10 protein-coding genes and 1 tRNA gene are annotated in these 11,729 nt (G+C 62.0%); 5 read left to right on the forward strand and 6 right to left on the reverse strand.

Annotated elements, in window-relative coordinates; all coding sequences use genetic code 11:
- Positions 1-715: 715 nt before the first annotated feature.
- Entirely contained in the window at positions 716-973 is a 258-nt protein-coding gene (locus ACFR9U_RS09330; protein ID WP_247374577.1) for an HAH_0734 family protein, read from the forward strand.
- A gap of 147 nt (positions 974-1,120) precedes the next feature.
- Positions 1,121-3,022 (forward strand): PAS domain-containing sensor histidine kinase, encoded by a 1,902-nt coding sequence (locus tag ACFR9U_RS09335; RefSeq protein ID WP_247374574.1) that lies wholly within the window; start codon positions 1,121-1,123, stop codon positions 3,020-3,022.
- Between the two features lie 6 nt (positions 3,023-3,028).
- On the opposite strand, the gene ACFR9U_RS09340 is transcribed toward ACFR9U_RS09335, so the two are convergent.
- On the reverse strand, positions 3,029-5,470 hold the full coding sequence (locus ACFR9U_RS09340) for a DUF2298 domain-containing protein (protein ID WP_247374572.1): 2,442 nt from the start codon (positions 5,468-5,470) through the stop codon (positions 3,029-3,031).
- Between the two features lie 112 nt (positions 5,471-5,582).
- On the opposite strand from ACFR9U_RS09340, the gene ACFR9U_RS09345 reads away from it, so the two are divergent.
- From ACFR9U_RS09345 to ACFR9U_RS09355, 3 genes are all read left to right on the forward strand, one after another.
- On the forward strand, positions 5,583-6,359 hold the full coding sequence (locus ACFR9U_RS09345) for a glycosyltransferase (RefSeq protein WP_247374569.1): 777 nt from the start codon (positions 5,583-5,585) through the stop codon (positions 6,357-6,359).
- A 2-nt stretch (positions 6,360-6,361) separates the two neighbouring features.
- Positions 6,362-6,829: a GtrA family protein gene (locus tag ACFR9U_RS09350; RefSeq protein ID WP_247374567.1), complete on the forward strand. Its 468-nt coding sequence runs from the start codon at positions 6,362-6,364 to the stop codon at positions 6,827-6,829.
- Between the two features lie 53 nt (positions 6,830-6,882).
- Positions 6,883-6,957: transfer RNA gene (locus ACFR9U_RS09355), tRNA-Met, on the forward strand.
- Between the two features lie 282 nt (positions 6,958-7,239).
- Here the strand turns inward: ACFR9U_RS09355 and hpt are convergent.
- The 5 genes from hpt to ACFR9U_RS09380 form a co-directional block, all read right to left on the reverse strand.
- Entirely contained in the window at positions 7,240-7,809 is a 570-nt protein-coding gene (hpt, locus tag ACFR9U_RS09360) for a hypoxanthine/guanine phosphoribosyltransferase (RefSeq protein ID WP_247374564.1), read from the reverse strand.
- 37 nt (positions 7,810-7,846) lie between these two features.
- Positions 7,847-9,691 carry a hypothetical protein gene (locus ACFR9U_RS09365; protein ID WP_247374561.1) on the reverse strand — a complete coding sequence of 615 codons (1,845 nt, stop codon included), beginning with the start codon at positions 9,689-9,691 and terminating at the stop codon, positions 7,847-7,849.
- The gene (locus ACFR9U_RS09370) at positions 9,688-10,182 is read right to left on the reverse strand and encodes a hypothetical protein (protein ID WP_247374557.1); all 495 of its coding nucleotides are present in this window, start codon (positions 10,180-10,182) and stop codon (positions 9,688-9,690) included. The genes ACFR9U_RS09365 and ACFR9U_RS09370 overlap by 4 nt, the downstream gene beginning before the upstream one ends.
- A gap of 99 nt (positions 10,183-10,281) precedes the next feature.
- On the reverse strand, positions 10,282-10,803 hold the full coding sequence (locus tag ACFR9U_RS09375) for a type IV pilin domain-containing protein (protein WP_247374554.1): 522 nt from the start codon (positions 10,801-10,803) through the stop codon (positions 10,282-10,284).
- Positions 10,804-10,952: 149 nt separating this feature from the next.
- Positions 10,953-11,468, reverse strand: coding sequence for a type IV pilin domain-containing protein (locus ACFR9U_RS09380; protein WP_247376126.1), 516 nt, complete (start codon positions 11,466-11,468; stop codon positions 10,953-10,955).
- Between the last annotated feature and the right edge of the window lie 261 nt (positions 11,469-11,729).

An 11,729-nucleotide genomic window follows, 5' to 3' on the forward strand; every position in this document is an offset into this window, starting at 1 on the left:
GCCGGATGCTGGTGGTCAGTATAGAGGGGCTACTGAGAGGTGAACGAACACATTTCGTCATAATCACGGTTACAACCACTCCCGATTTGAAATTCTAGGCCATCAAAGCGATACCAGACACCCGCAACAACACAATCGGTTTCAGAACTAACCAAAGTATCTGCGGGAAGTAGTGACTGGTTCCTCCATTCATTGCTGTCCACTCTGGCGGACACTGTATATTCCCCAGCGGTGCTTCCCCACGTACACTCGACTGCCTCACTGTGAACGACGTTTCCGTCTTTCCCAGCAATAGTGTGTGATGAAGAGTGCACTTGTTTGCCGTCCCGCTTGACTTGAACATCGAACTCGTGTTGTTCCCTGTCAAAGTTACCAACGTCTAGATACCCCAGCTGAATTGAGGAATCCTCAAATAGAGACAAACAACCTCCACTGAACAAACTGACCGATGTACCCCCAGTCGCCAGAAATGAGCGTCGATGCATGTTTCAGACCTATGTATGTAATACTATGAATTTGATGTGTTCGCAGACGCAGTGAGCAGCAAGCATCCGCGCGACCGCAGGGAGTGCGGTTCACTGAACGCGAGGCGAAGCCGAGCGTTCAGCCTTTTTCGCCCACGTTTTTGCCGCGAACGGTGAGCGCTCCGCGCTCACCCGAGCGGGAAAAACGTGGCTTCGGAACGCTTAATGGACGGTCATACGAACCTCGGGCCATGAAGCAGCTCATCATTCACGGGGACCCAGGCATCCGGAAGAACGCCGTCATCGAGTACGACGGCGAGGAGTACGTCTGCTTCGGCATCCAGCGCCAGGGTGAGTGGCACGGTCCCGACCGCGTCCAGCTGTGGTGCACCATCGGCAAGGAAGACGAGTACGAGGACTACCAGCGCCGCGACTACATCCCGAACCACCTCGAAACCGTAGACGCCGACGCCGACGAGATCGGGGTCGTCGCCAAGAACTTCCTCTAACTGTCTCGCTTTCGTTTCACACTCGCGCTGCGACACCGCAGAGCACTGCTTCACTCCCCAGCTGTTTCCCCGCTTGGTCGTTCGCCGGCGATGCGGGGTTGATAATTTGATAGTCTATTTATAGGAGTTTGCACAGTAATAGTGAGTATGGGGGTTGCCGAGCGGGAGGTGGTGAGGGTAGCCTGGGTTCCTGGAACGCACGACGCGGCCGTAGCTGCAGGTCTCGAACGGAGCCATGGACGCCTCACCGTCTCAGAGACGGCACCGACAGACGTCGTGACTCGCATCGCAGACCGGGCGGTCGATTGCCTCGTCACTGGCCAGCAGCTACCGGAGACAACCGGCCTCGACCTGCTTCGCAGCGTGCGCGAAACCGATCCCGTGTTCCCGGTGCTGCTGTACCCTGCCAACAGTGATTCCACTGTCGCGCGCGAGGCGTTCCAGGCCGGCGTCACCGAGTACCTCCCCGGCGGGCCGGACGGCGTGTCGCCCGCGACAGTCGGGGAACGCACCGTCTCGGCCGTCGAGCGGTACCGACGCGAACGGGCGTTCGAGGCCAACGAACGGCGCTACGAGACGATGCTCGACACGGTGGGAGACGTGATTTACACGCTCGACCCCGACGGGGTCATCACGATGGTCAACGATGCGGCGTGCAGTCTGGCTGGCTACGGGACCGACGAACTCGTCGGCGAGCACGTCACGACGGTCATCGACGAGGACGACGTCGCCGACGGCACGGCACTCATCGAGCGCCTGCTCGCCGGCGAGCGCGAGCGCGGCACCGTCGAAATGGACCTCGTCACCAGGGACGGCGAGCGGATTCCCTGTGAAAACAACATCGCGCTCCTCCCGTCCCCGGACGGGGAGTTCGCCGGGACGGTCGGCGTGATGCGCGACATTTCCGAGCGGAAACGCCGAGAGCAGGCGCTGGAGGCGCTCCACGACGCGACGCGCGAGATGATGACGGCCGAGCAACCGGACGACGTCGGTCGGATCGCCAGCCGAACGGTGAGTAACGTCCTCGGCATGCCGGTCAACGGGATGTTCTGGTACGACGAGGTCACGGATGCGCTCGTCCCTGTCGTGGTGTCCGAGGGGGCCGCGACGTTGCTCGACCCGGACATCCGATTCGAGCGCGGTGATGGCATCGCCTGGGACGTGTTCGAGCGCGGGGAGGCACGCGTGTTCGCCGACGTCAGCGAGACGTCCGAGGCGTACAACCCGCAGACGGAGATTCGAAGCGAGTTCATCCTGCCGCTCGGTGACTACGGCGTCCTGCTGATCGGGTCTACCGCGCCCGACGACTTCGACGAATCCGACGTGGCGCTCGCGAAGGTCCTGGCCGCGAACCTCCAGACGGCGCTGGCGGCGACCAGTCGCGAACAGGCACTGCGGGACCGGGAGCGGGAACTCCAGCGACAGAACGAGCGACTCGACCGCTTCGCCAGCGTGGTGTCTCACGACCTGCGGAACCCGCTCAACGTCGCGCAGGGGCGACTCGAACTGTACGCCGAAACCGGCGACGAGAGCCACTACCGCAAAGCCGAGCAGGCACACGAACGGATGGGCGAGATCATCGACGAGGTGCTGGCACTCGCCCGCAAAGGCCGGACTGTCAGTGAACTCGAACCGGTCGACGTCGCTGCCGTCGCCAACGCCGCCTGGTCCCACGTCCAGACGGAAGCGGGAACGCTCCTCGTCGAAGACGCGTTCGCGATCGAGGCCGACCGGAATCGCCTCCAGCAACTCCTGGAGAACTTCTTTCGGAACTCGATCGAACACGGGAGCGCTGACGTCACGATTCGCGTCGGTTGCCTCACCGACAGCGAGTCGGACGGTTTTTTCGTCGCGGACGACGGCCCGGGCATCCCGGAAGCCGAACGCGAGCAGATCTTCGAGTCGGGGTTCTCGACGAGCGACGGCGGAACCGGGTTCGGGCTGTCGATCGTCGAGCAGATCGTGGCGGCACACGGCTGGACGATCTCGGTGACCGAGAGCCGGCAGGGCGGGGCACGGTTCGAGATCACTGGGGTCGACGCGGTCTGAGCGCAGTTACAACGGTTCCGCAGCGGTGAGTTCGCTCTGATCGACGCGATAGATCGTGACCTCGTCCCACTGTCTCGCCACCGTCACTCCCTCGAGCTGGGCCACGTCGACCGGACCGTACGTCGTCCGCTCGGCCGGCCCGACGTAGACGTAGCTCACGTTGTACTCGGTCAACAGCCGCGCCTGGTCGCCCGAAGGACCGGTGTAGATCGTCCGCACGTCGCTCGCCCGGCGTTCGTACGCCTCCTCGCCGCGGTAGCCGATCTCGTGGTGCCAGCCGACGACGGTCGGGACGCCCGTGAGGCTGGCGGCCGCGCTCGCACCGTGGCCCATCGGTGCGTTCCATCGGTAGCCGCCGGGGGCCGACACGATGGTCGGTCGTCCGGGCTGTCGATCGAGCCAGCGGATCGCGGGCGCTTCGTCGGCGTGAGTCGTCCCGACGAACAGCGTCGCGTTCAGCGTCGGATCGTCGGTTTGTGACGTCGGCCCCTCGGCCGTGAAGTGATCGGTGAGCGCGAGGCCACCGTAGATGGACGTCGCTGCGATCAACACCACGGCGAAGATCCGGAGTGTCGGTTTCCAGCGACCGCCGCTGAGTGCCAGCGACGGCCGGTGTCGCCAGACGAGGTCGGTCAGGGCTGCCCCAGCGGCGACGCCCCACAGAACCCACACCTGCATGTAGGTCTTGAACACCGTGTTCATCCGCCCGGGTCCAGCCTGTTCTTTGACGTACAGGAACTCGACGAGCACCACCAGTCCGGCCCCGGCGATGAGCAACACTGACTCGAAGCCCAGTTCGGACAGGAGCCCAGGCTGCCGTTCGTCTGCCGACTCGGTCGCCGCTGCACCCGCGGTCTCCTCACTGCCAAGCAACTGTTCGGCGTCGCCGTCTGTCGCCCTCGCTGTCCCGTTCGTGGGTTGGGCGTCGCGGCCACCGTCTGTCCGTTCAGCGCCTGTGGCGCGCCCGGCACGACCAGCGTCGAGTCGGTTAAGCGCCCAGCCGACGGCGATGAGCGGGGCGAACAGGGCGACAGCGGGAGCCTTACTGAGGACGCCGATGCCGACCACCAGCAGAAGCATGACCGCGACGCGTCCGGCGTTCTCTACTTTTGGGAGCGCGTATCTGAGGAGATACGGGACGAACACGAGCAGGAAGGTGCCGTGAACCGTGACGAGCGGGCCGAGGGCGCTCCGGTCGGGGAAGAGGCCGAGGCTACGCCCGCTCGCTGTTCCGAACCAGAACGGCCCTGAGACGACGACGCCGATGACGACGACGAGGACGCCGACCGCGCCGGCCGTCGCCAGTCTCGCCAGTTCGTCGCTCGTCCAGCGGTCCGGTCGAGCGAGTCGGTTGGCGATCGGCGACGGAGCGAGCGTCCGCGGGTCGCTCGGAGCGAAATACAGGGTCAGCAGGGTCAGCCCTCCGACGCTGGGGAACGACCAGGTGTTGACGACGGCCAACAACCCTGCCAGCGGGGGGAGCGTCGCGAGAACGAGTAGCCGACGCCGCGTGACCTCGGCTTCGGGAGTCCGATAGTAGCTGTAGAGCAGCGTCGCGACCAGCAGGAGGAACGGCGTACTCATCATGTGCGCGTGGAGGTCGCCGTTGAGCCACGCGAACAGCGGGAACTCGTTGATCGTTCCCCCGATGATGCGACTGGCGTCCCAGTAGCTGAACGCCTGCGTCCCCGTGGCCAACCCTTCGACGGGCATCGAGAACAGCCCCGCGACGAACCCGCCGAGACCGTCCGGCAACTGCCAGATGAGAAGGCGACTTGGCGTCGAGAGGTTGCTCGCGATGCCGACGAAAAACACGCCCATTAGCCCGCCGAGCCACCGGGGACTGCCTCGATCTGCGGTGATCGAGCCTGCGAGTCCGTACGCCGCCGTCACGAGCATCGCGTAGAACCCGGCGAGTGCGAGGTTGTACGCGAACTGCGGCTCGGTGCCCGTCAGCCGAGTCAACAGCGACGCGAGCAGGTGCCCGCCGTAGTAGTACTTCACCGGCTCGTCGGCGAACCACATGTCCTCTGGCGGTAACGTTTCTGCGCGGAGGAGCGACTGCAGCAGGCCGAAATCGAGGAACTTCTCCCCGCCGAGGGGGTGGACGGCGGGATCGACTGCCCGAATCGCGATCAGGAACAGAAAGGCAACGGTGAACACGCCGACGGTCTCTGCGAGGACACGCGCGTCGATTTCGACGTCTCGGACGTACACGAGCGCGATGACGAGGCCGAACAGCGTGAGGAGGCCCGCCCAGACGGCGAGTGCGAGGGAGAACTGGCCGATCCAGTACCCCGTGAGCCAGATGATCGCCGCGGAGAGGGGGAGTGCGACGCCGAGACCCCTGTCGGCCAGTCGGGGGAAGAGCGTCGCGGCGATCGGCACGCCGGCCAGGAGGAGGGCGAGATAGACGACCAACCAGAGCGCGACGAGGCCGTATGCCATCACCCGAGAGAGGCGCGTCCGGCCCTATACCTCTTGTGACTCGGTACCTCCGTCGCGATACGAGGGTGTGAAGTCGAACAGTTTTTACACTCCCATCTGATTTTTCACCACAATGAGTCGGTCTCTGGGGATCGTCGTACCAGCGTTCCGACCCGATGCCGAGCGGTTGTCCTCGTACGTCGGAGCCCTCCGCGAGCGGCTCGATCCCGCCGAGATCCGCGTCGAGATCGACGTTCCCTCGAAGGAGATGGTCGCAACGCTGGAGGACCTCCCGGTTTCCGTCGGCGTTTCCCCGTACCGACGAGGGAAGGGTGCGGCGATCACCGCCGGGTTCGAACGACTGGAAGCGGACGTGCTGGCGTTCGCAGACGCCGACGGGAGCACGCCCGCTTCCTCCATGGCGGCAGTCGTCCGGCCGGTGCTGACCGATGCTGCGGACCTGGCCGTCGGCTCGCGGCGTCATCCCGATGCGACCATCCACAGCCACCAGACGCTGGCGAGGCGATACCTCGGCGACGGCTTCGCGCTGCTCGGTCGACTCCTCCTGGATGTCGATCTCCACGACTTCCAGTGTGGGGCCAAAGCGATCGCAGCGCCGACCTGGGACCGCATCCGCGACCACATCTACGAGCCGGGGTTCGCCTGGGACATCGAACTGATCGCGATGTCCGCTGCGGTGAACCAGCGCATCGCGGAGGTGCCCATCGACTGGGAGGACCAACCGGGGTCGACTGTCTCACCGATTCGGACGACGCTGTCGATGGGACGGGCACTGTTCGTCGCCCGGCATCGCGCGAAGCGACTGCGTGATAGCCGGCTGCACAACGTGATCGCCAAGGGCCGCGAGGAGCAACCGGCGCTCATCGACCGCGACGACGCCGAGATGTAACTATGAGTGACGACTACCGACTGCTCGGAATCATTCGTGCCCGTCTGCGCGCGATCGCGTCAGGCATGCGGTTCGGTCGCTTCGTCTCCGTGGGCGTCGTCGGCTTCGTCGTCGACACGATCGTCATCACGCTTCTCACGGTCGGATTCACGGTACCAACGCTGGGTGCCAAGTTGGCCAGTGCCGAGACGGCGATCATCGTCATGTTCGCGCTGAACGAACGCTGGACCTTCCAGCGGTGGGGCGAGGCGGAACTGGTCTCGTTGCTTCGTCGATTCGTCACCTCGAATCTCGTCCGGACCGGCGGGGTCGCAGTGGCCACTGCTGTGTTGCTCGCGCTGAACGGCTGGTTCGGCGTGTGGGTGCCGGTTGCGAACGCGATCGGTATCGGCGTCGGGTTCGTCGTGAACTTCGTGTTCGAGAGCCTGCTGACGTGGCGTGTGCACACGAGCCACAGCGGGGATAATTAACAGACGGCTTCCGAATCACAACCCTTAATTGGCGGTCGGCGTTACAGAAGAGTAGCGGGATGGGATAGCCAGGAGATTCCGGCGGGCTCATAACCCGCAGACCGGTGGTTCAAATCCACCTCCCGCTATATTCTGTCGCTCACAAACCATGAGCGACGAAATCGCTGTGTGGAGTTGAAGCAGGGAGTGGAGTATCACGGAACGACCGTGGTTCAAATCCACCTCCCGCTACTTTTCAGCGACCAACACGCCGCAGCGTCTCGTCTCTGCGGCACCTGTGAGCTGTACATCGGGTCACGGTGATTTGAACCTGGGAACGAGGGAGCGAAGCGACCGACGTTCACGTGGTTCACATCCCGTGAGTGTAGTCGAGTGGATTCGAACGTGGAAACGAAAAGGCAGTCGTGGCGTCAGTCGTCGCCGGTTTCGTCGACGATGACGACGTCGCCGTCGACGACGTCGACGTTGATGAGTGTCTTCGGTTCGTATTTGGTATTCTCCAGCGCGTTGTCGCCGCCGACTTTCTTGATGACGGTAACGATGTCGACGATGTCGGCGCCGATCTCCTCGAGGGCTCCGCACAGTGCTTTGAGGGTGCCGCCGGTCGAGAGAACGTCGTCGAGCAGGAGGACGCGGTCGCCCTCGTAGACGTCGTTCATGTACATCTCGCTCTCGGAGTAGCCAGTGACCTGCGAGAGGGCGACCTCGCCGTCGAGCCCATATTGGCGTTTGCGGACGACCACGAGGGGGATGTCGGTCATCAGTGAGACGGCGGTCGAGATGTGGATGCCCATCGCGGCGGGCGTGACGATCTTGTCGACGTCTTCGAGCTCTACTTTGCGGATGATCTTGATGACGATCTCGCGGAGCAGTTCCGGACGGAGCATCGGAACGCCGTCGCTGATCGGGTGTACGAAGTACTGATAGCCGCTTTTCTCGACGATAGGGGCGTCGCGCAGCGACTCCTGCAATCGGTCCATATCGCCCGCTTTACCTGCGACCACAAAAAGATGCGCGTCACACGAGCGCGAGGAGATCGCTTACCAAACCCACGACGGGCAACGCGAACGCCCCGGCGTAGTCGAAGTACGTCACCCCGGACAGGAGGACGAAAGTCGTCCCGAGACCGCTGGTGAGTCCGAGCGTCACCGCACCGATCCGGTCTGGGACGCGGCCGGAGAGCGAGCCCGCGACAGTCCAGCTACCGAGGAATCCGCCGGTCGCGATTGCGAGGAGCGCGTGGAACTGGAGTGCTTCACCGAGGCCAGGGTTCGTGAGACCGAGATAGGCGACGACGAGTTGGCTGCCGATGAACACGGTCCCGGCGAACGTCCAGAGCGCCGGTTTCCAGTGTGCATCGAGCGTTCGGTGAACGGCTGGAATGCGGATCAGTGCGTAGATCGCGAGGGGGAACAGCGGGTGAAGATAGCGGACAGTGACCTGCGCATGCAGGGGGAGCTTTGGAATGTACAGGAGCACGAAGAGAGTCGAACACGCCAGCACGTACGCGTCGGTCGCGCCCGCAGGCGACTGGAGGTATCGCCGCACTCCTGTCGTTCGGCTCCTGAACGACGCTACGATCGCGATTGGGAGTCCGAGCAACCCGCCAACGAGCGGCGCGGACTCGAGAATCGTGAGGTTGATCGCCTCGAGCCCGTCCTTCTGAGCGACTCCCGGAAGATACCCACTTCGGACGAACGTCCGATAGTATCTCACGGGTTCAGATGCCGTGACGAGGACGCCGTCCCACAGCAGCGATCCGAACGCCGACGCGATGGTAATCACCTTTCCCACGACGGGAACTGAGGAAATATTGTCCCCGCCACTCATATCCAAATCTGCCGCTGATGGCTGATAGGAGGGAAGCATTCGCGGTGGTTTGACAGGATTCCCGGAGATCAGCAGGTTGGTCAGGAAGAAGGGAAGCAGGGAGACGACGAACACGAAAGCGACGAAACCGACGGACCGACGGTCGTTCGAGGGCGCCGTAGCGGCGTCGATCACGACCAGCGGGAGAACCAGTATGAGGGCCTCCGCGGCGTGAATCCAAGCCATGTATCCGACGGCAGCGTATGCGAGTGCACGCGGCACGACCTTCTCGCTCGACTTTCGACTCTCATAGAGGCCGGACATGACGATGACGACGGCGAGAACGGTAAACGAGTGGCGCTTGGGCAGTGAGGCCCAAAACCCAACTGGGGTTCCGATGACTGTCGCTGTCCCTGCCATGAGGCCGAGCCGGTGTGAAGTGAGGTCGGCAACGAGGCGATAGAGCAACACGGCAGTGAATGCACTCGCGGCCATCGTTACGATCTGCAACGCCAGGATCGGGAACAGTGACTGTTCGATAGGCGTCGCGACGCTGACGTTCGCCACGAACGCGACGACCGCGAACCCACTCCCGCCGACGACGAGCCCGTCGCTGTCGAGTAGCCGTCCGACGGTCGCCGCAAAACTGAGAAGGAGGAGACTCCAGAGTGCGATGACGACGACCTGTGGTGCCAGCACTGTTGCCGACGCTCGGAGCGCCCACAGAACGGGGAGTGCCAGGAAGACGATCCCGTAGTCACGACCGAAGACTTTCCCGTTCGCGACGTAGGTCCCTGGTGCATTGAGTCCGCTTCCGTACGGGGCCGTTGAAATGGAGAGGTGACCGTCGGCGACGTTGACGAGCGTAGTCCCGATGGCGTTCGTGTCCGTGATGAACACGCCGATTCGCCAGTAGAGAGCGAAAAAACAGAGCGCACCGAGAAAGAGCGCGAGTCCACGCCGATCTCCGAAGATCGCTCGACCGACCAGTTTGCCGTACGCTTTACCTCGCGCAGTCAGTGTGCTCGATCTCGTCACTCGCTGTGTGCTCATTCTCTCACCTCGACGGTGATCGTCCGGTTCGCGAGCACCCGTGCGCTTCCGTTCGCTCTCATGACCAGTCGCACCTCGCCAGTGTATTCCTCGCGCGTGAACGTCTCGGGCGGCAGCGTGTCTTTGTTCAGTTTGAACGTCACTCGCTCTCCCGAATCGCTCTCGTCGACGAAGTAGACGGACTGGCGACTGTAGCTGAGTCCGGGAACGTCGAGCTTGTAGTTGAGCACCGGCCGACCAGTGACGCGCTCGAACGTGACTGTGGCGGCGGGAACGCGGAGGTAGTAACTCTCGGAGCCGTACTGTCCCTTCTCGAACCCAGCCGACGACGGCAGCGACGCCTCGGTAACAGTCACGTTGCCAGTTCCGAGTTCGCCCTGAGACTGCCGGTTGTCAGTGAAATCGACGAGACCGACAGCAGGCGAGGCGACGAGCGTCCCGAGGACGATGAGCGTCGCTGCGATGAGTGGACTCTGGGACGCAATTTCCATCAGCTAACATCTCGGAGATATATCGTATAAATGTACTGGCTGGTCTGGGGAGCGCTGTCGCTCGTCGATAGCGGACACAAAAAACAGTGTAACGCGGAATTACGAGGTGTTCGGACCGGTGTCGGAAGCGAGGGTCGCGGAGTTGTCGCCTTCCGAGGACTCGTAGACGAGCCGTAGATCGTAGTCGTTGTTCACCCAAGCGGTCATGTAGTCACCGGAGACGACGGCGCTGTCGCCCCCCTTTTTTGAGCTTGTGGTTGTGGTTGGGTTTGCTTCAGCGTCAGCCCACGTTCTGTCACCTTTATTCACAATATCTACTTCTTTAAATGGGAGACTTGAATCGACCGTGGAATTGAATCCCTGGCCTCGAATCACCAACTCTTTTGCTTTGATCGTGGCTCCTCCATCATGCGTAACTGTAAGATTTCCACCAGCCCAACCGTTGTATGAATTATAGTCCCACGTGAATTTCGCCTGCGGTGTCTTGGTCGTGGACCCGCCCAGTCCCAGAACGAACGATGCGATGACGGCGGCCAGGATAACCGTAATCGCGACCATCAGGATGACCCCGATGACCGGGCTGACCGCGTCTTCTTCCTTCAACAGTTTGCGCACCTGCATGGTTACCCGGTTACTTGCTTCTTTACTTATTTGTTTGGGCCAAATCAACTATTAGTTATAATTTAATTTGATATCTGCGCGGATGGAGAAACCGAAAGACAGGCGCTGTTAAGACCGTATTAAGAGTCGAAAATAGAATTAAATGTGTCTTATGCGTCGGGGCCTTCCCAGGATGCGATAGTTGCCGAACTGTCGGAGCTCGCGCCCTGGTAGACGAGGCGGAGCTGACTGTCACTGCCGAGCGGGAACCTGATGTAGTCACCGCCGACGACTGCCGATGCTCCGCCTTCCGTAGTGCTGGCAGTGCCCGTAGTTGCGTCGTTTGAACTCGGGATGGTCGCTGCTGTGTTGTCACTGGCAATCTCTTTCCAGGAGCTGTCACTATCTATCGTCGTTGCACTGTTATCAGGATCGTTAAGCTGCCCACGCACGAACAGTTCCTCGGCTTTGATCGTATCTCCGCCGTCGTGAGTGGCTGTCAGGTTCTCATTACTGTACTCGAAAGTAACCGAGGCCTGCGGTGCGGTCGAACTCACTTGCTCACCGAGACCGAGCACGAACGTTGCGATGACTGCTGCCAGGATGACCGTGATCGCGACCATCAGGATGACCCCGATGACCGGACTCACTGCGTCGTCATCTGAAAGTAATTGTTTGAGTTGCATGGTTTGGGTGGGTGGAATCACACACAGCCCACGGATGGGGAGTCAAGATTCATCAGCCCTGACGATGCCGTCCGGCTTCGAAGTGATACCCGAGGGCGTGCTTATCTCGAAACATGGAAGCAAGCTCATATAAATGCTCGGCCTGTTTTAACCACTGTTTACTGCTTCGGTAAGTACGTATTTACCTGTTACAGCGCCGCCAGGATAGCCGATTCACGTACAATTGTTGGCACATCGGACGATTGCAAACTTGTTTGCTAC

The organism is Halorientalis brevis (assembly GCF_042678165.1).
Classification (GTDB): Archaea; Halobacteriota; Halobacteria; order Halobacteriales; family Haloarculaceae; genus Halorientalis; species Halorientalis brevis.